The following is a 20,518-nucleotide window of genomic DNA, read 5'->3' as shown; positions in this document are numbered from 1 at the left end:
CGCCGTCGCGCAGGTGCTCAGGCGGTGGGCGCTTCGCTGGGCGCGACGTCCGGGTCGGCCGAGCCGGACTCCGCCGGCTCGTACGGCAGGGCGCTGCCCTTGACGTACTCCTCCCAGCTGACGTTCCAGTCGGTCCAGCCGTTGCCGAGCTGGAGCTTGCGCTCGGTGCCCTTGACGACGATCGGGTCACCGACCTTCGTGTTCTTGAACAGCCAGGCGCCGTTGGCCATCGAGACGTTCACGCAGCCGTGCGAGACGTTCGTCGTGCCCTGCTGCCCCTCCGACCAGGGTGCCGCGTGGATGAACTCGCCACCCCAGGTGAGCCGCTGCGCGTAATCGATCTTTGTCCGGTACCCGTCCTCGGGGCCCAACTCGTCGTAGGTGTCGAAGACCGTCTTGCGCAGCTTCTCCATCACCACCATGGTGCCGCTGGAGGACGGGGTGCTCTTCTTGCCCAGGCTCACCGGAATGGTCTTGATCTTCTCGCCGTTCTTGGTGACGGTCATCCGCTTGGTGCGGTTGTCCACCGTCATCAGCAGCTTCGGGCCGATGGCGATGTCGACGGTCAGGTCGGCCCGGCCGTACCAGCCGTCACCCAGCGGCAGCCCACCGGCCTGCACCCGGTACGACACCTTGCTGCCGGCCTGCCAGAACTCCTTCGGCCGGTACCGGATCTCGGTGGGGCTCACCCAGTGCCAGACGCCCTCCTGGGCCGGCTCCGAGGTCACCGTCATCCGGCGCTGCAGGTCGGCGCGGTACTTCTCCGGAATCTCCCGACCGAACTTGACGATCAGCGGCATGGCCACCCCGACCGTCTGGTCGTCGCCGAGGAAACTGCTGATGCGTACCTGCTTCTCCGGCTTCTCCATCACGGTGAAGGCGCTGGTCGCCGTCGCCGGCAGGCCGTCGTCGCCGGTCGCGGTGACGGTGGCGGTGTACGAGGCGCCGTAGGTCAACGCCTCCGCCGGCAGCCAACTGCGGCCGTCGGCGGCGAGCTTGCCCTCGACCGACTCACCCTCGGCGTCGGTCAGCTCGACCGTGACGTCCTCGGCCTGCTCGGCGGCGAAGGCGATCGCCGCCGACGCCGGCACGTCCTTGGCGTCCGCCGCCGGCTCGCTGATGCTCACCGACGCCTTCGCGGCCGGCTGGTCGGCACCGTCCTGCCAACCCGGCCCCTTGTCGCCGCCCTTACCGCCGGTGCAGGCGGAGGTCAGCGCCAACGTCACGACGAGCAGGCCCGCGGCGAGCACCCCCCGCCTCCGGTTGCGCTGGTCCCGAATCCGCATGGTGTCCTCACAGTCGTGGTCCGCTTCCCGTCCACATCACTGACGCACCGGTTCACGTACCCGTTGCGCCCAGTGAACCGAAACACGTGGAGCGGGATGTCCGGATAGTGACATATTTCGTCCGGTCAGATGGCCGGACCGGCGCCACCGTCCGGAACTGGCAACGCACTGCCCTTGACGAACTCCGACCAGCTCAGGTTCCACGCGGTCCAACCGTTACCCGCCGCCAACTTGCGTTCGGTGCCGGTGATGGTGATCGGATCGCCGATCTTCGTACGTTGGAAGAGCCAGCGCGCGTTCGCCATGGAGACGTTGACGCAGCCGTGGGAGACATTCTGCCGCCCCTGGACGTGCTCCGACCAGGGCGCCGCGTGAATGTACTCGCCGCCCCAGGTCAGTCTCTGGGCGAACTCGATGTCGGTGACGTACCGGTTCTCCGGATCCGGGTCGTCCATCGTGTCGAAGACTGTCGCTTCCTTCTTCTCCATCACCACCAGCGTGCCGCTGGACGAGGGCGTCTTCTTCTTGCCCAGGCTGACCGGCAACGTCTTGACCAGCTGCCCGTCCTCGTACACCCGCATCTGCTTGTCCGAGTTGGTCACCTTCATCTCGAAGGCCGAGCCGATCTTCGCGGTGGCGTTGCGGTCGACGTTGCCGTACCTGCCGTTGCTCAGCGGGATGCCGGCCAGGGCGATGCGTACGGTCAGCTTGGTGCCGGCCTTCCAGTACTCCGGCGCCCGGTAGTACGCCTGCGTGCCGTTGCTCACCCAGTGCCAGGCGCCCGGCTGCGGCGGGTCGGTCTGCACGAACATCCGCTTCTGCACCTTGGCCCGATCCTTGGCCGGGATGCCCGGGTGGAACTCCGCCACCACCGGCATCGCCACCCCGTACGTCCGGTCGTCGAACAGGTACAACCCAGAGGTGATCATCGAGCCCGGTTTGGCCATCGTGGTGAACGTGCTGGTGCCCTCGCTCACCGCGCCGTCCGGCCCCTTCGCGGAGACGGTGGCGGTGTAACGGGTGGACCACTTCAGCGGAGCCGACGGCACCCATGACGACCCGTCCGTACGCAGTTTGCCCTTGACCGTTTTGCCGTCCTTGGTCTTGAGGGTGACCTGCGACACTTCGCCGCCGTCCGGCAGCTTCGCGCCGATCTCCACGCTGACCGGCCGGTTCTTCGACCCGTCGGCCGGGCTCACCGTCAGCGGCGGACCACTCGGCGCCTCCGGTGTGCCCGGCGTCGCGGTGCCGGTCGCACCGGGTGTCTGACCGGGTACGAACTCGGCCACCGCACGTTCCTCGCCGCAGCCCGACAATGCCAGCGACGCCACCAGCCCCAAGCCGCCCAACAGCGCCCCGGTCCGCGCGAACCTGCCCATCCCCACCCCTGTCGTTGCGCACCTGGCGGACATCGTGCCGTACCGCTGCCGCCCGGCATCACCCCGGTCCCACACTTTGCGAGGGATTTTTGGCTAATGTCCGATAAGCTCGACCGAAGGGGTGAGCCTGGGATCGGATTGGAACCCGGTTCGGGCCGCGTGCTAGTGTTTCCCCCGTTGTCAGCGAGCGCCGCTAGCTCAACTGGCAGAGCAGCGGACTCTTAATCCGCGGGTTCGGGGTTCGAGTCCCTGGCGGCGCACCAACGAGCAAGGCCCTGATCTGGTAGAACTCTGCCAGTCGGGGCCTTTTTCGCGTACGCGTGTGGCGGGTGGTCGCTCGGTGGGTGCTCGGGAGCCGTTGGACGGCGGCGGCATCGGTGGGACGCGGTGCGATGCCGGCGGACAGTTCCATAGGTCACGGGTGCGCTGGTGCCTGGTCGCTCTGGATGTGGATAGGGGCCGGTTGTGCGTCGGATCGTGCGTAGGTCGGTGCGGGCCATTCTGCTGGACGAGGACGACCGTCTCGTGCTGATCAAGCGGATCAAGCCTGGCCAGGCGCCGTACTGGACGACGCCGGGTGGTGGCGTGGAGTCGACGGATGTCTCCCTGGAGGCTGCGCTTCGCCGGGAGTTGCACGAAGAACTCGGTGCCTCGGCCGATCGGTTCGCCCAGGTGTTCCTGTTCACCGCTCCCGTTGGGGATGGTGTTTCCGTGCAGCACTTCTTCGTCTGTCGGCTACTTGAGCTGCGGGAGGCTGCTCGGACCGGGCCGGAGTTCGATGATCCGTCGCGTGGTGGCTATCAGCTTGAGCGAGTGACGATCGACGAGCTGCCTGCGGTGGATCTCAAGCCGGAAGGGCTGGCCGAGTTCATCACCTTCAACAAGGAGGCACTGCTCTCGGTGTAGGCAGCTTGGGCAGAGCATCCTTGCCTGGAGTCGGCGTCGCCCCGTCGCCGCATAACCCCTACGCTGGCGGCATGAGGGAACCCAGTGCGGACCGGACCTACGCCACGCCGGATGACCTCCCGGTCTCGGCTTTGCTGCCTGAGCTGCTGCGGAGTGTTCGTGAGGGGCAGGTCGTCTACCTCAGCGAGCAGGATGAACCGGTCGCCGCTGTCGTGCCGCTGGAGGTAGCGAGGGCGGGCCTGGCGGCACTGGGAAGAACCGACGAAGGGCTGCGGTGACGGTCCTGCCTGGTACTTGTTGATGAAGCAGCGCCCGGCGGCGCCGGCCGAGTCGATCCCTGACGAGATCCGTGTCGAGGTGGAGACGCTGTGGCGCTACCACGACATGGGCCACGAGCTGAGGCCGTGTGACGTGGGGATCGGGCTGGGCAGCCATGACCTTGGCGTCGCGGTGATCGCGACGCGCTTGTTCCACGAGGGATTGTTTCCCTGGATCGTGTTCACTGGGGCGAACGCGCCGACGACGGTGGAGCGGTTCCCTCGCGGCGAGGCTGTTCACTACCGCGAGTACGCGATGGAGCAGGGCGTGCCGGCGGACTCGATTCTCGTGGAGCCACGGGCGACGAACACCGCCCAGAACCTGGAGTACACCCGGCAGCTCCTGGCCGAACGACGTATCCCGGTGCGGTCAGTGGTGATCATGTCGAGGCCGTACCAGCAGCGTCGGGCGTACGCCACATGCAAGCTGATGTGGCCCGAGGTCGACGTGGTCTGCGCGTCGAACCCGTTGGCACTCGACGACTACGTGCGCAACATCGGTGACCCACGGCGGGTGGTGGAGATGCTGGTCGGCGACACCCAGCGAATCGCGGTGTACGCCTCGCGCGGGTTCGCGATCCCACAGGAGATGCCGGACGAAGTCCGGGCCGCCTTCGAGCGGCTGGTGGCGGCCGGTTACACGAGCCGGCTGGTCTGACGACGGCTACCAGCGTGGTCCACCCGACCGGACGCCCATCCGTTCGCTGAGTTCGACGGCTAGTCGGGGCGGCCGGGGGCGGATGAGGATGTCCCGGACGAGGTCGCGGGAGAGCCGGTGGTAGCGCACCTGGTCTGGGCCGATGACCTCCGCGTCCAACAGCGCGCCGAGGGCGTCGTCGATGCGGTTCCAGCGCGCCAGCGCTCGCGCGGTCTCGATGGCGTGGCGGACCTGCCGCTCGACAGGCAGGGCACCGGTGTCGAGCGGGGCACCTATGGCGATGGCGCGTTGCACGTCGCCGAGTTCCATCGCCACGGTCGTCTTGTGGATCGACACGTTGGTGGGCCCGAAGGCGGTCCACACGTGGTTGGCGTCGGCGCCGAGCCGGGTCGCTGCGGCGTCGGCTTCGGCGATGTGGATGTCTGCGGAGGCGCGGTCGTCGTCGCGGGCGGCGGCGAGACCGCAGACGAGGTGCAGGCTGCCGTAGACCGACAGCAACTGCGGTGTGGGCTTGGTCAGCCGTGATTCGAGGAACTGTGCTGCGGTGGCGGCGAGGCCTCGGGCCTGCGCGTATTCGCCGATCGCAATCAGAGAGTGCGCGGCGGAGCGGCTGAGCGAGCCGATAACGACGTGGTCGTGGCTGGCGTTGGCGGCGGCCAGCCCTCGACTGGCCGCGGTCCAGGCGAGATCACCTTCGCCGAGCTTGGTGAGGAACAACGCAGCGAGCTGGTGGGCATAGGCGGTCAACGCGTGTGCACGCTGGCCGTCGTCTCCGTCGTAGGCCTCGGTGGCGGTCAGGCAGTCGTGGATGAGATACGGAAGCCGGCGGGCGAGGGTGCCGTAGCGCGAATGCTGGTAGGCGGTCCAGATCTCGGCCACATCGTTCTCGATCTCACGCATGGGAGGCGCATCGACAGTAGCCGGGCTGGACAGAGCTGGCGCGAGGTGTCGGTAGTCGTGGAGCGCGGCGCGTAACGCGGGAATGGTTTCACGCCCTGAGTCGTCGGACCACTCGAACAGACTCGGTGCGCCGATGAGGTCCCCAAGAGAGACATCGAGAGCCTTGGCGATTGCGCGAATGACCGAAAGGCGGTCCAGGTCGGCGCGATTCGTCTCGACCTTGCGTAGCCACTCCTGGGTCTTGCCGACCAACCCGGCCAGCACCTCCTGAGAAAGCCCTCGCCGCCGCCGGTAGAAGGCGACGCGCTGGCCGATGGTCATGTCGTCCGTCATTCCTCGCACACCATCACCCTGCCCGCTGATGCCCGCCTGACCCGGTACGAATTTTCCCGGTCCCTTCGACAGGTCGCCCCTACGTTCAGTGCACCCCAGGTCACCGTCGCATGTCGATGCCTATGCCTGGATCGCCTAAGAGAGAGCTGCGGATGGAGGGATCGATGACCGGCTTACCCAAGTGCGGCTCGAATCGCCGGCTCGGACTGTCCTGGAGCGCACCGCATCGGAGTCTTCCTCGCCTGCGTACCGCCATCGGGGCCGCGTGGGTGAGTGATCGGCGGTCTGCCCGAGGCCGCCGTGCGGCGACGGTGGGCTCGCCCTTCCCCCGGCGAGCCCACCGCTCACCGTCTCGAACGGAAGTGCTGGCATGACGGTGTACGTCTCACGTCACGCGAAAGCCGACCGTCTATGGCGACAGACGTTGACCACCGAGGGCCCTATGCCACAAACGACTCGACCGTCTGATCCACCGCTGCTCACCCATGCCTGGCGTCAACTGTTCGAGCGGCAGGTCCGGGAAGCCGGCCGCCGATGACCGGCGACCGGGACCAGGGCCCGGCCCGAGCGAATGGTGCAGCCGTGTTCCGGCAGGAACATCTGCCAATGCAGCCATTGTGGCTTTGCCGGCGGTGCGGTCAGCCGTGGCCGTGCGGCGCAGCGAAGCTCGCCCTCGCGGCCGAGTACCGGGACAGCCCGGTGAGCCTGTTTCTCTACCTGGCCAGCTGCCTGCACGACGCGATCGATGACCTGCACCGGCTCAATCCCAGTGAGGCGGGTGGTACCGCCTCACTGTTTGACCGGTTCCTCGGGTGGCCCGCCCGCACCCACGCCTACCGAGCCAACACCGCCACGGCGATCGGGAACGAGGAGACATCGTGAACGGCATCGGCCTCATCAGCGTCAATCGTCAGCCGGCGATCGCCAGCAGGTTCCACACACTGGTCGTGCAGCCCACCAGCTTCTGCAACCTCGACTGCACCTACTGCTATCTGCCCGACCGCAGATCCAACCGCCTGATGAGCGGGGCCGTCGCACAAGCCTGCGCCGAATCGATCGCCCAGCAGAACAGCAGTCATCCGGTCAGCGTCGTGTGGCACGGCGGCGAGCCGACTGCTACCCCCACCGAGACTTTTCAGCGGCTGCTGACTCCGTTTGAGGATCTGCGGCGCGACGGCCGGGTGCGTCACGAGATCCAGACCAACGGCACCCTCATCAACCAGCGGTGGTGCGACCTGCTCGCCACCCACGACTTCGAGATCAGGATCAGCATCGACGGTCCAGGCACGCTGAACGGCAACCGGCTCGACCGGGGCGGCAGGGCAACGACCGCCCGGACGATGCGTGGCATACAGACGCTCGCCGACAACGGCCTGACGTACTCAGTGATCTGCGTCGTTACTCCCGAGACCATCGACCATACCGACGACCTCGTCGAGTTCTTCGCCGGTCTGCCGGGCTGTGAGTCGGTGGGTTTCAACATCGAGGAGCAGGAAGGTGCCGACCGCCTGCCGGTCTCCGAGGAAGCCGCCTACCGGTTCTGGCACCAGATAGTGCGGTACCGGCTTGCCGGCAGTCCGCTGCGGATCCGCGACGTGGACCGCCTGGCCGACTACCTCGCCGCCACCCGCGCCGGGCTTGTCGACCACGTCCCGTACGAGCCGATCCCCACCGTCTCCCACGACGGTCAGGTGGTTCTGCTGTCACCGGAACTGCTCGGCATCAAAGACCCGCGCTACGCGGACTTCATCGCCGGCAACGTGCTCCACGAGCCGATCGGCGACATGCTCGCCCATGCCAGCGAGCTGCGATACGTCACCGAGTTCGTGACCGCGCTCAACGACTGCGCCGACCGCTGCGACTTCTACGACTTCTGCCGGGGTGCGCAGGCAGGCAATCGCTACTTCGAACACGGCACCTTCACCCCGCGGGAGACCGCCTACTGCCGCACCACCCGGCAAGCCCTGATCCGCGCTGCTGCGGATCACCTCAAGGAGGACCGCCATGACCCACGCCCTCACCGCGCTTCTCGACGCCCCGCCGGACCGCCTCGCCCTGCTCGGCGTCGACCCGACCCGCGCGGTAGCGTCGATCGACGCGGCGAAGTTCGACAACCGTCCCACCTGGGACAACAAGGGGAAGTTCGACAGCCGCTCCGCCTGGGACAACTGGAACAAGAAGAAGTCGTAGCCCGACCGGCGGTGCGATTAGACGTGGGGTGGCGTGCCCACCCCGCACCCGAACAGGTTGAGGAGACATGCGGACGACCACCGTGGGCGACGTGACCTTTCTCCTGCCGGACCTCGATCCGGAGGACCTCGACCAGGTCAGCGATCTGTCCGACGGTGACCTCCGCGACGGCCTTGTCGATGGGGTCTCCTGGCGTGGTGAGCAGTTTGCGGAGCAGAGCATCCGAGGTTGCCGGATCACCGGCTCGGACCTCGGTGAGGTCAGCTGGGAAGCCGGGGCTCTCTACGGGTGCGAGATCGTCGGGACGGACTTGTCCGGCGCGACCCTCACCGGTGTCAGCATCGAGCGGTGCTCGTTCATCGGATCCCGGTTCACCGGTGCCCGGCTCATCGACGTCCGCCTCAAAGACGTCCTGTTCGACAGTTGCCGGTTCGACTATGCCACCCTCAATCGCGTCAGCGTGGCAGGTTCGGTGGCCTTCACCAACTGCACTCTCAGCCATGGCAGTTGGTCGTCCTGCCGCCTGTCTGGCGTTGCCCTGCGCTCCTGCGATCTCAGCGACCTGGAGCTGGAATCCTGCCGCCTCGATGGCGCGGACGTTCGGGGCAGTCGGTTGCACCGTCTGAAGACGCCGTTGGACAACCTTCACGGCGTCGTTCTCGGTCAAGAACAGCTTCCTGACCTCACCCGCTTAGCCGTCGACGCGCTGAGTATCGTCGTCCGTGCCGCGGGTTGACCGCGGGCCGAGGCAGATGACCGCCTGACCACGGGCCGAGGCCGTCCTTGCCTCGGTGTCCACCTCAAGCTCCGCGTCGCCTGATCTGACCTGCGCACCTTCACGGTTCAGTCCGGCCGGCTACCTGCTTGCGGTCGCACGCCCGTCCTCCAGGTAGACGCCGCCGCGCCCGATGGCGGCGACCGCTGCGGCAACCCGCCGAGCCAACCGAGGAATCAACACCTCGTCGAGGCGTTCCGGCTTGATGAAATCGAACCGGCCCAGCTCGTCGGGGCTCAGGCGGATCGTCGCGATCTGGTCCGGCGTGAGGACCCCGCCGTCGAAGACGAACATGAGTCCGCCGTCCCACGGTGGGCTGGCCGGCACCCAGTCCACGCACAGCAACGCTCCTGCGGACACCGACAGGCCCAGTTCCTCCCTGACCTCGCGGACACATGCGTCCGCCGGGGACTCGTCCGGTTCAACCATCCCGCCCGGGATCTCCCACACGTCCTTGTAGGTCGGGCTGACCAGCAGCACCCGACTGGCCTTGTCGCGGAGGATGATGCCGGCGGCCGCGCGGACGCGCGTCACGTTGGCAATGTACGAAAGATCGGGTTCGGTCTGTGTCTCAGCCACACGACCGACCCTAAGGGCTCGCCTCATCTGTTTCGCCCGGATCGAGCGAGGTCCGGCGACCGTAGTGCGGCGGCCCTCGTCCGATCGCAGGGCTCGGCCGTAGAAGGCATCTCACAAAATGAGATGGGGCTGATCGTTCCCCAAGATTCTTTCACCTGTTATCGCGGGGAATTCGTGCTGATGGAGACCAATGCGGGTCAGCCCGTGCTGACGCGTCCTGCTGGGTCCGGATCCGTCATGATCGACCGCTGGTGTATCTGGTTGACAAGGCGCTGCTGGTGGAGGCGTACTGGGATGCACGCGATCGTTTGACGGTCTGTCTGCCGGGTTCGATCGGTCGATCTGGTGGCGCTCCTTCGGAGCGTCGCCTGTCGTTCGGGGCCTCAGGACTGGGCGGGCGGTCAAAGGGTTCTGAGTGACAGGGGGACCGCCATGAAGGATCTTCTCCCGGCTGGTTGAGCCGGTGGCCGTCGCAGCCTCCCCGTTGGTGGCTGCCGGGTTCGGCGCCGCCCCTGTCCACCACTTGCGCGAGGCCAAGGCCCGGATCTGATCGCGTCTGAACGCACCTCTCGCTGATGTACGTCTTCCGTGCGTCGCTGTAAGGGTCACTGACCGCTGGCGGGCACTGTGGTGTACCCGTCTACTCGCCTCCTGGGGCGGGCTTGTCTCTTGATAACTCCACAGTGGTGGTAGCGCTCGCCCGCTCTGACCTCCGGGTCTGTGAGGGCTGCCGCTGCCGGTGCCCCTCGTCCACTGCTGGGCGTCTGTTCCGCGATTCCCGTGTTTCCACCCGATGCCGTGCTTGGCCGGCGTCGGCGACCTTTTCGACAAGGAGTTCCGTTGTTGTTCCCCATGCTTTCGACCGCTGCCGTGGCTGGTGGTGGTGACAGTGCCCGGCTTGGCCCCCGTTCGGGGGTCGGGCTTGCCGTCCGGGTTGGTGTCCGTCTTCGAACGGACCCCCGAACGGACCCACGATTCGTCCTCACACCGCAGGTCAGCCGGCCTGTCAGTGGTGACTGGATGTCCTGCGACAGACCCCTGCTGGTCTCGGGTCTCTCCCCCTGGGGAGACCACATGCGCATAGGAGAAGGAGGTGATGGTGGATGGATGATCCGGTCCTGCGGGTCCAGTCGCAGTTGACCGCCCGTGATCGGGTATTGCTGGGCTGGCTCTACGACCACGGGGTGCTGACCTCGTTCCAGATCGCGCATGCCCTGTTCCCGTCGCTGGATTTCTGCCAGCGCCGGTTGCTGACGTTGTACCGGCTGCGGTTGGTGGCCAGGTTCCGGCCGCAGCGCGCCGACGGCGGCTCGTACCCGTATCACTACGTCATCGACCAGCTGGGCGCGGAGGTCGTGGCCGCCGGCCGGGATGAGCGGCCCCCGCGTCGTGATCACGCCCGGGTGGAACGGCGACGCTGGACGTCGACCCGCACCCTGGAGCACCGGCTTGGTGTGAACGGCTTCTTCACCGACCTCGCCGGCTACGCCCGCACCCACCCCGAGGCCCGCCTGGGGGAGTGGCTGTCGGAGGCGACGTGCCAACGGTCGGCGGTGTTCACGCGACCGGAGGATCCGGCACTTCTGCGCGCCTATCAGCCCCGGGTACGTCCGGACGGCTACGGCCTGTGGACGGTACGGGGTGTCGAGGTGCCGTTCTTCGTCGAGTACGACACCGGCGGCGAGCAGCTGTCGGTGCTGACCAGCAAGCTGACCGGCTATCGGCAGTGGTTTGCCGCGTTGGGGCGGGTGTGGCCGGTGCTGTTCTGGCTGCACTCCGCCGCCCGGGAACGCAACCTACGCCGCCTGTTGGCCGAGACACGGCCGCTGGTGCCGGTCGCCACCGGAGCCCGCGACCACGCCAACACGGCGGGCCTGTGCCCCGCACAGGCGGTGTGGATCGCGGCCGGCGGCGACGGCCAACGATCGACGCTCGCCGACCTGGCGGTGTGGGTCGCCGACGCTCGTGACCTGGCGGGGGAGGCGGCGGCGTGAACCTCGACAGCCCACCGAACACCGTCCCCACTCCCTCCGCGTACGACACCGCAGTGAGGTGGTCCTGTCACCGGTCTGTCAGCGTCTCACCGCAGGCGGCTGACAGACCGGTGACAGAACCGGACCGCCCTGACAGTGCGAGGGCAGAGGTATCGTCCCGGCCCTCTCCTCGCCGGTCCACGATCCCTGCCTGGACCCGTCCGCCCGCGGTCCCGAACCGGCGTGCCGGGACCTCCCGTCCACTCGTCCGGCCCTGGAGACCTGGGGCGGTCGTGGTCCGGTCCGGAAGGAGAGTCCGCCACGACTCCACCAGATGATCCGGATGCCAGCTCGGGACGGAGCCGGGCCGAGGGCTTCGTCCAAGTCGTGATCATGCTCGCTATCGGTGGTGCGGCTGGCGCGGCCAGCTTCACCCACGTCCGCGACGTCGCCGCCGCGCACGGCCAGCCGGGTTGGCTGGCGTGGGCGGACGCGATCGTGCTGGAACTGATGTCCATCGCCTCCGGCCTGGAACTACGCCGCCGTAAACGAGCCAGCGTGTCGGTGGTGTTCCCGGCGACGGTGCTGGCCTGCGCGGTGACGCTGTCCCTCGCGGCGCAGGTCGTGGAAGCCGAGCCGTCACCGATCGGCTGGATCGCCGCAGCCGTGCCGGCGCTCGGCTTCCTCGTCATGGTCAAGATCGCCCTCGGCTACACCGCCGAGTCCACGCCCCCGCAAGCGGACACCGAGACGTCCACCGCCGAGCCGGCGGACCAGTCCATCACCGTCACCCTGGCTGAGCCGGACGGGGACCGTGACGGCCGGTCCACCCCACCGGACTCGGACCGACCACTCACCGCCCGGAGCGTCCACGACACCGGCAAACATCAAGATCACCACGGACCGGACCGTTCCCGTACTGGTGGACCGGTCCACCGGCATCGGTCGTCACGACGCGGACCGTCCACCCACCCCACCGGCACCGACGAACTGCTCGCCGCCGCCAGGGGCGTCCGAGAGCGGCGTGCCGCCGAAGGCAAGCCGCTGACCCGCGCCGTACTCGCTGCGGCGCTGCGCTCCAGCGGACACACCGTGTCAAACACCAGAGCATCGCACCTGCTGAAGATCCTCAAAGCCGACCAGCCTGCGGCGTCTCCGTCTCATGCCCAGGAAGCCGGTGACAGCGCCCCACCGATGACCCCGGTACCCGGCGCTCCTACGCCCACCACCGCACTCGACTCGCATCAGCGTCAACCGCAGTCAGGAGAACCGACACCGTGAACCCCGACACCCCAACCAGCGACACCCGACCGACCAGCCCACACCCGCCTACCGGTACGCCGTGGACTGCCGAGCGGATCCGCGCGCTCGGCGCTGCCACCACCCTGCCCACCGCCGCGGCCGTCCTCGGCATCAGCCGATCCCAGGCCTACCGCCTCGCCGCCACCGACACCTTTCCCGCACCGCTGATCCGCGCCGGCACCCGCATCATCGTCCCCGTCGCCGGACTCCTCCGACTCCTCCTCCTCGACAACAACGCCCCGACCCTTGACGACAGTCGGGGACTTGATTCCGACCCCGTGGCGAGCGTGGATGCAACGGCCCCGCCACCAGCGGATTACCACCGCCACCGCTGGCGGCACCACGCCGAGCACCCAGGAGACAACCCGTGAAGGGCTCCACCTTCAAACGCTGCGGCTGCCGCGACACCACCACCGGCCGCAGGCTGGGGCGTTCCTGCCCTCAGCTGCGCCGGCCCGGCGGCGGCTGGTCCCGCACCCACGGCCACTGGCACTGGCAGATCGAGATCCCCGCCCGAGCCGACGGCAGCCGCCGACCGTTACGCCACGGCCCCTACCCGACCCAGGCCGACGCCGACGCGATCCTCGACCGCATCCGCGCCGCCCTCGCAGTCCCCGACCCCACCGACCCGCACACCACCGTCAAGACCGGCGACCTCATCGAGAGCGCCGTCAAGACCGGCGCGCCCGTCCCGACACCGGATCAGATTCGGCGGGCGCTGCACCTGGACATCACTCCGATCGAGCTGCCCACGATGGAGGCGTATCTGACGGACTGGCTCGCCGGGCGCAAGAACATCAAGGCCGGCACCCTACGGTCCTACGAAGGGCACATCCGGCTGTACCTGATCCCGCACCTCGGCCACCTGCGCATCGACCGGCTCCGCCCTGGCCACATCGACGCCATGTACGACGCGATCGCCGAACGCAACACCACCATCGCCACCCTGCGCGCCAGCCGTGACCCCGCCAAACGCGACCAGGTCAAGAACCAGCGGATCGTCGGCCCCAGAACCCTGCACGTCATCCACGCCACCCTGCGCAAAGCCCTCAACGACGCGATGCGCCGCCACCGCTACATCGACACCAACCCCGCCCTCATGGTCGAACTACCGACAGCCCGACCACCCAAGCCCACCGTCTGGACCGACCAACGCATCCGCACCTGGCGCGACACCGGCAAGACCCCCAGCCCCGTCATGATCTGGACCCCCGAACACACCGGCAGATTCCTCGACCACACCCTCGGCGCGAACGACCGGCTCTACGCCCTCTACCACCTCATCACCTTCACCGGCCTCCGCAGAGGCGAAGCCTGCGGCCTGCACTGGGACGACCTCGACCTCGACGCCGCCACCCTCACCGTCCGCTGGCAACTCGTCCAACACGGCTGGGCCACCGCCATCGACACTCCTAAAACCACCGACAGCGAGGCCGCGGTCGCTCTCGACACGGAAACCGTCGCGGCGCTGCGCGCCCACCGCACCCGGCATCACCGCGAACGCCTCGCCGCCGGTGCTGCTTGGACCACTACCGGGCTCGTGTTCACCACGCCCACTGGTGGTCGGCTCCACCCTGCCGACGTCACCGACCACTTCCACGACCTCGCCACCCAAGCCGGGCTACCACCCATCCGGCTCCACGACCTCCGCCATGGCGCCGCGACTATGGGCCTCGCCGCCGGTGTCCAAATGAAGGTCATCTCCAACCGGCTCCGCCACTCCAGCCCGCACTTCACCGCGAAGTTCTACGGTGACGTCCTGCCCGAGCTGTCCCACGCCGCAGCGGAAGCAACCGCCTCCGTGGTGCCCCGCCGTCAGCGAAGGCGCATAGAAGACGAGCATCTACGGAGACCGCTCGCATAGCCGCTTGGTCTCTGTAATTTCCTCTATACCCTGAGCAACCCCCGCAGGTCAAACGCAGCCACTAAACCGAGTCTCGGCGAGCCTCGCCGATCCATGCCGATTTTCAACGTCTCCTGTTCGCCGTGGTACGTTCTTGCCGCGTCTGAAGAAGGCGCGAACGAACCTCCCCTGCGCCCTGCTGGAGCCGAACAATGTACGAGCATGAGCCCTGGGTGTCGGTGGAGGAGGTTGCGCAGCACCTTGGCGTTGCTAAGGACACGGTCTACCGCTGGATCGAGTCGAAGTCCTTACCCGCGCACCGGGTGGGCCGATTGTGGAAGTTCAAGCTTTCACAGGTCGACGCTTGGATTGAGGCGGGTGGAGCGGCCGAGTCGGAGACTGGGAAGGTCGAGCAATGATCATGTTCGATTCCGAGAACGCGCCAGCCGAAAGTGACCGGCAGCCGATTCCGGCGTCGGACATCGACATGGCGCTCACCTCGCAGCTGGTGGTGGCGTGGGCCGGCGAGACGGGGGAAGAAGGTCGGCTTGGTTGGTGGCGGTCTGATCTTGTATCCGAGTACGGCGGCGAGGATCTGTTCCGCAGGCTGTTGCCGAGCACCTGGCGCTGGGCCGTGCTTCAGGGCGCCAGAGAGGCCGCCCGAACGGTGGACGCGGACGTCCGGCGTCAGGACCATGACCCAGACCGGCTCGTCTCACTCTTCAGCCTGGGTTTCGAACTGGACGAGCGCATCGAGGAGCGCTTTCAAGATCTGAAGCGCTCGAGCCGTCTCCCGGAAGAGGCGCTCCCAGGTCTGGCGATCGTCAGTGACGGCTGGGACCGGGATCGTTTCTGGGACTGGGTCGCTGGCCACGGCGCTCCCGACGGGACGGCCACTCCAGTCGGGCGGCGACTCAAGGGGAGTCCTCCGATCGCCCTGGATCAACTGGTACGGAAGCTGATCGCAGGACTCGCGCCGAAGAGCGAGCGTTACCCGCTTCCGCACTTCAGGAGGACGCCATGACAGATCGACCGCGAGAGGTTACGGAGGTCCATACGCGCCTGTCGAAATGTGCCCTCGAGGTCGACAACTCGCGCGCCTTCTGGGCCCGCGTTGACGAGGGAATCTCCGTGAACGCGCAGCTGGCCTTCGACGAGTACTGGTTCGGCGCCCGGAGCCTGGCGCGAGTCAAGATCCTTGTCACCAACATGCGAGCGCGCTTCAGTGCGTTTCCGTCCGCACTGGCCACACTACACAGCTGGGAACAGATGTCGCCGGACACGCGTCGAGTCATCTGCCACTGGCACCTGCAGCTGACCGACCCGCTCTATCGAAGCTGCACGGGTGTGTATCTCGCCGAGCGCCGTTACTGGCTGCGCCCGGAAGTGACGCGCGATCTCGTCGTCGGCTGGGTCGGTGATCAAGCGGGCGCACGCTGGAGGATATCCATGCGGATCGAACTCGCCAGCAAGCTTCTCGCAGCGGCACACTCGGCAGCTTTGGTTACCACAATCCGTGACCCTCGTCCGCTGGGTGTGCCACGCGTGCCTGACGAAGCGCTTGAGTATCTCCTGTATCTACTCCGTGAGACGGAATTCGAAGGCAGCATGCTCGACAACCCGTATCTTCGTTCGGTCGGGCTGGAAGGCGCCATCCTCGACGAACGCCTACGTAGACTCCCCGGGCTCGCGTTCAAGCGGCAGGGCGACCTTGTCGACTTCGGCTGGAAGTATCACAACCTGCGGATGTGGGCCGACGTCAACATCCGAGGCGCCCAGCCGTCTATGGCTGGAGCCGCCTGGTGACTCTCCCCCTCTTCGAGCAGAGCCCACTGCGCGAGGCGTTTGCTGCACTCCGGCGAGATCTCATCAACGTCGATGGACCGAGCATCAGCACGATGCGTAACTACCGATTCGCGATCCTGCAGTACGAACCGTCCGACGAGTTCAAGCTCCGCGGCGAGGTGCAGCGCCTGACCACTGACCTTTCCGCAAACGGCTGGATGATCATTTCGGTCAGTCTTCAGAAGCTCCTGCTCGACCGAGTCAGGGCGCAGGGCTCGGAGTGGGTCGACCGGGTAACACAGATGGAACGGCGTATGGCCGACATCGAACCGGCGCGCGGGCTGAACTACCTGAAGTCCAAGCTCTCACCCCTCATCGAGGGACCGGACGGGATCGCAGCTGATTGCGGCCGCCTGATCTGCGAATATGCCGACAACAATCCGGGCACCGTCGATCGAACCGTCGTCCTCATCGGACGCGCGGGCGCACTGTATCCGTTCATTCGGACATCAGCTCTTCTCCGTCACCTCGACGGCCGGACGCGAAACGTCCCGGTCGTGCTGCTCTATCCGGGCGCACGGCGAGGCCCGGCAGGACTCTCATTTATGGGCATCCTCAATCCAGATAATGACTACCGGCCTCGGATCTATCCATGAGGGACAACATGCTGATTCGCGACCTCTTCATCTCGGACGTCACCCGGGACATCCCGCCCGTGGTCTACTTTCACGAGCATGGTCCGGACAAGCTTGCCGACGAGGTTTCCGAATACATCATCACCGGAGGCTGGCCCGAGGAACATCCGAACCATCGCCGTGTGCCGTACGGCATTCATGAGGAATACGTTCGGCTACTCGCGAACATCGCTACGGAGCTCGACAGGGCGAGTGGACCCGAACTCCCCAACGTCTGGGTCTCTGGGTTCTACGGTTCCGGTAAGTCGAGCTTCGCCAAGCTCCTCGGGCTTGCTCTCGATGGTGTCGCATTGCCGGATGGACGCTCGCTCGCTGAAGCGTGGCTTCAGCGCGACACGTCACCGAAGTCCGCCGAACTTCGCGAGGCGTGGCGCGTACTCCGCCAGAAGATCGATCCGCTGGCCGTCGTGTTCGACATCGGAGGCGTCGCACGCGACAACGAGCACATCCATGCCGCAGCCGTTCGGCAGGTCCAGCGACGGCTTGGTTACTGCGCCGAGCCCCTTGTGGCCGACTTCGAGCTGAGCCTCGAACGCGACGGCGAGTGGTCCCGCTTCGAGCAGATGGCCCAGGAAGTGCTGGGTACGCCGTGGGCCAGTGTGAAGGACAAGTCGCTGGCCGAGGAGGAGTTCTCCCAGGTCATGAACGCGGTGTACCCCGACCGGTACACCGACCCTATGAGCTGGTTCACCAGCCGCGGCGGCACCCATACCCGCTCGGAGTCGCCAGAGGAGGCCGTGGCCGCCATCCGCGACATGCTCAAGTTCCGGCGCCCCGGTGCGACGCTGTTCCTCGTCGTCGACGAGGTCTCCCAATACGTTCTATCCAGCAAGGACCGCGTGGATCGGCTGCGCGCCTTCGCCACGGCCATCGGCTCCACGCTACGCGGCAAAGCATGGCTGCTGGCGCTCGGGCAGCAGAAGCTCGACGAGGAGGCGGACGACTCCTTCCTGGTGTGGGCCAAAGACCGCTTCCCTCCGAAGTTCCGTGTCCACCTGGCCGCCACGAACATCCGGGATGTCGTCCACAAGCGGCTCCTCCAGAAGCGACCCGATGCCGAAGAGCATTTGCACGCGCTCTTTGAACATCACCGACCTGACCTCAAGTTGTATGCCTATGGTTGTGAGTCGGTGACTCCGGAGGAGTTCGTCGAGGTCTACCCGATGCTCCCCGGCCAGATCGACCTGATCCTGCAGATCACCACCGCCCTGCGTACGCGTTCGACCCGCGCCCAAGGCGATGACCAGGCCATCCGTGGCCTGCTCCAACTGCTCGGCGAGCTGTTTCGCGATCAGAAACTCGCGGAGCAGCCGATGGGGACGCTCGTGACCCTCGACCGGATCTACGAGGTTCAGCACACCGCGCTCGACTCCGACGTGCAAGCGTCGATGGCCCGCGTCTTGAGCCAGTGCAACGCTGATGCGGATGGGCTGCTGGTGCGGGCGGCCAAGGCAGTGGCGCTACTCGAGCTAATTCAGGACACTCAGGCCACTGACGCGAGACTCGTGGCGCAGTGTCTCTACGACCGAGTCGACCGTGTTAACAACGTTGCCGCTGTGACCGAGGCGCTGGAGGAGCTGCGACGCAGAAACCTCCTCGGGTACTCGGAACGACACGGCTACAAGATCCAGTCCTCGGCCGGCGAAGAATGGGAACGTGAGCGCCGTGACGTCGGCGTCACGCGCGAGTCGGTCAGCGAGATCGTGCAGGAAGCGCTCAGGTTTCTCCTCGCCACGCCGGATCGTCCGCGACTGCAAGGACGGTCATTCCCCTGGGCGGGCCTGTTCTCCGACGGTCGCCACGCCGACGACGTCTCCATCGCCGACCCGCGCGACGACGCTGCCGTCCGAGTCGACTTCCGGTTCCTGGTCCAAGAGGAGCGCACCGAAAGCACGTGGGTCAAGAGGAGTGGCGAGAACGCACTTCACGACCGCCTCGTATGGCTGTGTGGCGATAGCGGCAACGTGGACCAGCGTGCACGTGAGCTCTACCACTCACGAGCCATGGTCAAGAAGTACAAGCCGCGCCGCGAATCGTTGAATCCCGCTCGCAAGCTCCTGCTTCAGCAGGAGGAGAACCGCGCCGAGGACCTCGAGAAGCTCGTTCGGGACGTCACCGAGGCAGCCTGGATGACCGGAAAGATGTACGTCCGAGGTCGGAGCTTCTCACCCCAGGAGCATGGCGCATCGTTTGCCACAGCGCTCCACGCGGCGGCAACCCGGGTGCTACCGGAACTGTTTCCGCATTTCACCGCGACGCAGGTTCAGCCATCTGAGCTGCTTCAACTCGTCGAGGCCGAACTCTCGGGCCCGTCGCCCAAGTTTCTTACGGGTGATCTCGGCATCCTTGAGCTTGACTCTGGACGCTACGTCCCGTCGTGCAGCGGTGTCGTGGCACGCCGCATCCAGGAGCACATCGAGTCCGAAGGTGGGCTCGGCGGAACGACGCTCCTCGCCCACTTCGGCGGCCCGCCATACGGGTACACGGCAAACGTCGTGAAGGCATGTGTCGCGGGTCTGCTACGCGCCAGCAAGGTGCGACTCCAACCCGATGGCGGAAATGAGATCACCGCCATTCGGGACGCGGGCGTGCGTGAGCTCTTCGAAAAGGATCGTCCGTTCCGCCGTGCAACGATCTTCCCCGCCGGCCAGGACGACATCGGCCCCCAGACGCGAGCCCGTATCTGCAGGTTTTTCGATGACCGTCTTGGGCACCCAATGGACCGTGAGGACCATGCCATCGCCGACGCTGTCCTCCAGCACTTCCCGCAGGTCGCGCAGCAGCTTCGCAGCGTGCAGGGCCGACTCAACAAACTTCCAGGCTCGCCAGAGGGGCCGCCCGTCTTCAGCAAACTCGGCGAGGCACTCGAGCAGTGCATACGCACCGGCCGGCAGACCAAGCCCACCGTCATGTTGGTCAAGAAGCACCTCGACACGCTGCAGGACGGCATCCAGCTCCTGCAGATCTACAATGCGGAGCTCACGGACGATGCCATTCGTGCCGTCTTGGACGCCCATAACACGCTTACGTACCAGGCGAGGCAGCTCACGGACCTCGGCGTCGAGGACAGCACGACCAAGGCGGCCGCGGCACGAATCACGGCTCAGCTCGAACAAGAGCAGCCTTGGCGTGACATCGGCGCGCTCGACAACGATCTCGCCGAGATCCGCACCCGGTACCTCACCGAGCGGCAACAGTTGCTCCAATGGCAAGAGCAGCAGGTAGAGGCGGCCCGCAGCCGGGTCAAGGCGCGCGGCGGCTTCAGCACCCTCACTGCCGAGCAAGCGCACCGCGTGCTCCGGCCCCTCACCGAGGCGACGACCAATACCGCCGCCGAGGCGGTCGCGCCGCGGCTCGTCGACCTGAAGGACCCGTTCACGGTCGCGCTAGGTCGTGCCGAGGACCGTGCGAACGACCTCCTCGACGAGATCCTGAGCGAGGGCAAGAAGCCGCTCATCGCCCAGGTCGACCTGCAGTTGCGTCATCGAGAGGTGGCGACAGAGGCCGACGTACAGGCACTTGTCGAGGAGATCAGGGCGCGCCTGCTCGAACACGTTCGCGCCGGCACACGCGTACGGCTGCGGTAGCTGGAGGAAC

Annotated in this window: 20 protein-coding genes, 1 tRNA gene and 1 pseudogene; 18 read left to right on the top strand and 4 right to left on the bottom strand. The window is 66.7% G+C overall.

What is annotated here, in order from left to right:
• Positions 1-17 precede the first annotated feature (17 nt).
• Both O7605_RS13835 and O7605_RS13830 read right to left on the bottom strand, forming a co-directional pair.
• The gene (locus O7605_RS13835) at positions 18-1,286 is read right to left on the bottom strand and encodes a L,D-transpeptidase (protein WP_269739564.1); all 1,269 of its coding nucleotides are present in this window, start codon (positions 1,284-1,286) and stop codon (positions 18-20) included.
• A gap of 125 nt (positions 1,287-1,411) precedes the next feature.
• On the bottom strand, positions 1,412-2,665 hold the full coding sequence (locus tag O7605_RS13830) for a L,D-transpeptidase (RefSeq protein WP_269739563.1): 1,254 nt from the start codon (positions 2,663-2,665) through the stop codon (positions 1,412-1,414).
• A 187-nt stretch (positions 2,666-2,852) separates the two neighbouring features.
• Between O7605_RS13830 and O7605_RS13825 the strand changes: the two genes are divergently transcribed.
• The 4 genes from O7605_RS13825 to O7605_RS13810 all read left to right on the top strand — a co-directional run bounded on the left by O7605_RS13825 (position 2,853) and on the right by O7605_RS13810 (position 4,546).
• A tRNA-Lys gene (locus O7605_RS13825) sits at positions 2,853-2,928 on the top strand.
• A 202-nt stretch (positions 2,929-3,130) separates the two neighbouring features.
• Complete coding sequence (locus tag O7605_RS13820; protein WP_269739562.1) at positions 3,131-3,571, top strand: NUDIX hydrolase; 441 nt, start codon at positions 3,131-3,133, stop codon at positions 3,569-3,571.
• A gap of 71 nt (positions 3,572-3,642) precedes the next feature.
• Entirely contained in the window at positions 3,643-3,849 is a 207-nt protein-coding gene (locus O7605_RS13815) for a hypothetical protein (RefSeq protein ID WP_269739561.1), read from the top strand.
• A gap of 22 nt (positions 3,850-3,871) precedes the next feature.
• Positions 3,872-4,546 (top strand): YdcF family protein, encoded by a 675-nt coding sequence (locus tag O7605_RS13810; RefSeq protein ID WP_443083922.1) that lies wholly within the window; start codon positions 3,872-3,874, stop codon positions 4,544-4,546.
• A gap of 6 nt (positions 4,547-4,552) precedes the next feature.
• On the opposite strand, the gene O7605_RS13805 is transcribed toward O7605_RS13810, so the two are convergent.
• Positions 4,553-5,779: a helix-turn-helix domain-containing protein gene (locus O7605_RS13805; protein WP_269739559.1), complete on the bottom strand. Its 1,227-nt coding sequence runs from the start codon at positions 5,777-5,779 to the stop codon at positions 4,553-4,555.
• A 370-nt stretch (positions 5,780-6,149) separates the two neighbouring features.
• On the opposite strand from O7605_RS13805, the gene amcA (O7605_RS31900) reads away from it, so the two are divergent.
• The 5 genes and pseudogenes from amcA (O7605_RS31900) to O7605_RS13790 all read left to right on the top strand — a co-directional run bounded on the left by amcA (O7605_RS31900) (position 6,150) and on the right by O7605_RS13790 (position 8,705).
• Positions 6,150-6,317: a multiple cyclophane-containing RiPP AmcA gene (gene amcA, locus O7605_RS31900; RefSeq protein ID WP_332317125.1), complete on the top strand. Its 168-nt coding sequence runs from the start codon at positions 6,150-6,152 to the stop codon at positions 6,315-6,317.
• Complete coding sequence (locus O7605_RS13800; protein ID WP_269739558.1) at positions 6,314-6,661, top strand: hypothetical protein; 348 nt, start codon at positions 6,314-6,316, stop codon at positions 6,659-6,661. The genes amcA (O7605_RS31900) and O7605_RS13800 overlap by 4 nt, the downstream gene beginning before the upstream one ends.
• Positions 6,658-7,791, top strand: a pseudogene (gene amcB / locus O7605_RS13795) (cyclophane-forming radical SAM peptide maturase AmcB); the annotation flags it as partial. The gene O7605_RS13800 and the pseudogene amcB, both read left to right, overlap by 4 nt.
• Entirely contained in the window at positions 7,784-7,969 is a 186-nt protein-coding gene (gene amcA, locus O7605_RS31895; RefSeq protein ID WP_332317175.1) for a multiple cyclophane-containing RiPP AmcA, read from the top strand. The pseudogene amcB and the gene amcA (O7605_RS31895), both read left to right, overlap by 8 nt.
• Before the next feature lie 67 nt (positions 7,970-8,036).
• On the top strand, positions 8,037-8,705 hold the full coding sequence (locus O7605_RS13790) for a pentapeptide repeat-containing protein (protein ID WP_269739556.1): 669 nt from the start codon (positions 8,037-8,039) through the stop codon (positions 8,703-8,705).
• A 120-nt stretch (positions 8,706-8,825) separates the two neighbouring features.
• Here the strand turns inward: O7605_RS13790 and O7605_RS13785 are convergent, their stop codons facing one another.
• Complete coding sequence (locus O7605_RS13785; RefSeq protein ID WP_269739555.1) at positions 8,826-9,278, bottom strand: NUDIX domain-containing protein; 453 nt, start codon at positions 9,276-9,278, stop codon at positions 8,826-8,828.
• Positions 9,279-10,426: 1,148 nt separating this feature from the next.
• Here O7605_RS13785 and O7605_RS13780 point away from each other — a divergent pair.
• From O7605_RS13780 to brxC, 9 genes are all read left to right on the top strand, one after another.
• Positions 10,427-11,317 carry a replication-relaxation family protein gene (locus O7605_RS13780; protein ID WP_269739554.1) on the top strand — a complete coding sequence of 297 codons (891 nt, stop codon included), beginning with the start codon at positions 10,427-10,429 and terminating at the stop codon, positions 11,315-11,317.
• 372 nt (positions 11,318-11,689) lie between these two features.
• Positions 11,690-12,577 (top strand): DUF2637 domain-containing protein, encoded by an 888-nt coding sequence (locus tag O7605_RS13775; protein ID WP_269742628.1) that lies wholly within the window; start codon positions 11,690-11,692, stop codon positions 12,575-12,577.
• Complete coding sequence (locus O7605_RS13770; RefSeq protein WP_269739553.1) at positions 12,574-12,969, top strand: hypothetical protein; 396 nt, start codon at positions 12,574-12,576, stop codon at positions 12,967-12,969. The genes O7605_RS13775 and O7605_RS13770 overlap by 4 nt, the downstream gene beginning before the upstream one ends.
• A complete protein-coding gene (locus O7605_RS13765) occupies positions 12,966-14,462 on the top strand; it encodes a tyrosine-type recombinase/integrase (protein WP_269739552.1) in 1,497 nt (498 codons plus the stop codon). Before O7605_RS13770 ends, O7605_RS13765 begins: the two co-directional genes overlap by 4 nt.
• 191 nt (positions 14,463-14,653) lie before the next feature.
• Positions 14,654-14,860 carry a helix-turn-helix domain-containing protein gene (locus O7605_RS13760; protein WP_269739551.1) on the top strand — a complete coding sequence of 69 codons (207 nt, stop codon included), beginning with the start codon at positions 14,654-14,656 and terminating at the stop codon, positions 14,858-14,860.
• Positions 14,857-15,465 (top strand): BREX-6 system BrxE protein, encoded by a 609-nt coding sequence (gene brxE / locus O7605_RS13755; RefSeq protein WP_269739550.1) that lies wholly within the window; start codon positions 14,857-14,859, stop codon positions 15,463-15,465. The genes O7605_RS13760 and brxE overlap by 4 nt, the downstream gene beginning before the upstream one ends.
• 107 nt (positions 15,466-15,572) lie before the next feature.
• Entirely contained in the window at positions 15,573-16,247 is a 675-nt protein-coding gene (locus tag O7605_RS13750; protein WP_269739549.1) for a hypothetical protein, read from the top strand.
• A complete protein-coding gene (locus tag O7605_RS13745; RefSeq protein ID WP_269739548.1) occupies positions 16,244-16,882 on the top strand; it encodes a DUF1788 domain-containing protein in 639 nt (212 codons plus the stop codon). Before O7605_RS13750 ends, O7605_RS13745 begins: the two co-directional genes overlap by 4 nt.
• Positions 16,879-20,508, top strand: a complete 3,630-nt coding sequence (gene brxC / locus O7605_RS13740) for a BREX system P-loop protein BrxC (RefSeq protein ID WP_269739547.1) — start codon at positions 16,879-16,881, stop codon at positions 20,506-20,508. The genes O7605_RS13745 and brxC overlap by 4 nt, the downstream gene beginning before the upstream one ends.
• The last annotated feature ends 10 nt before the right edge of the window (positions 20,509-20,518 follow it).

Origin of the sequence: Verrucosispora sp. WMMA2121 (assembly GCF_027460185.1) — a bacterium.
In the GTDB taxonomy this organism is placed as follows: Bacteria; Actinomycetota; Actinomycetes; order Mycobacteriales; family Micromonosporaceae; genus Micromonospora; species Micromonospora palythoicola.
This window is presented reverse-complemented; position numbering and strand designations above follow the sequence as displayed.

Bases quoted from the DNA above. Each gene is read 5' to 3' on its own strand.
- O7605_RS13810 (WP_443083922.1), top strand. From the start codon at position 3,872: ATGAAGCAGCGCCCGGCGGCGCCGGCCGAGTCGATCCCTGACGAGATC.
- O7605_RS13815 (WP_269739561.1), top strand. From the start codon at position 3,643: ATGAGGGAACCCAGTGCGGACCGGACCTACGCCACGCCGGATGACCTC.
- O7605_RS13780 (WP_269739554.1), top strand. From the start codon at position 10,427: ATGGATGATCCGGTCCTGCGGGTCCAGTCGCAGTTGACCGCCCGTGAT.
- O7605_RS13835 (WP_269739564.1), bottom strand. From the start codon at position 1,286: ATGCGGATTCGGGACCAGCGCAACCGGAGGCGGGGGGTGCTCGCCGCG.
- O7605_RS13775 (WP_269742628.1), top strand. From the start codon at position 11,690: ATGCTCGCTATCGGTGGTGCGGCTGGCGCGGCCAGCTTCACCCACGTC.
- O7605_RS13830 (WP_269739563.1), bottom strand. From the start codon at position 2,665: ATGGGCAGGTTCGCGCGGACCGGGGCGCTGTTGGGCGGCTTGGGGCTG.
- O7605_RS13760 (WP_269739551.1), top strand. From the start codon at position 14,654: ATGTACGAGCATGAGCCCTGGGTGTCGGTGGAGGAGGTTGCGCAGCAC.
- O7605_RS13790 (WP_269739556.1), top strand. From the start codon at position 8,037: ATGCGGACGACCACCGTGGGCGACGTGACCTTTCTCCTGCCGGACCTC.
- brxE (WP_269739550.1), top strand. From the start codon at position 14,857: ATGATCATGTTCGATTCCGAGAACGCGCCAGCCGAAAGTGACCGGCAG.
- amcA (WP_332317125.1), top strand. From the start codon at position 6,150: ATGACGGTGTACGTCTCACGTCACGCGAAAGCCGACCGTCTATGGCGA.
- O7605_RS13800 (WP_269739558.1), top strand. From the start codon at position 6,314: ATGACCGGCGACCGGGACCAGGGCCCGGCCCGAGCGAATGGTGCAGCC.
- amcA (WP_332317175.1), top strand. From the start codon at position 7,784: ATGACCCACGCCCTCACCGCGCTTCTCGACGCCCCGCCGGACCGCCTC.
- O7605_RS13805 (WP_269739559.1), bottom strand. From the start codon at position 5,779: ATGACGGACGACATGACCATCGGCCAGCGCGTCGCCTTCTACCGGCGG.
- brxC (WP_269739547.1), top strand. From the start codon at position 16,879: ATGAGGGACAACATGCTGATTCGCGACCTCTTCATCTCGGACGTCACC.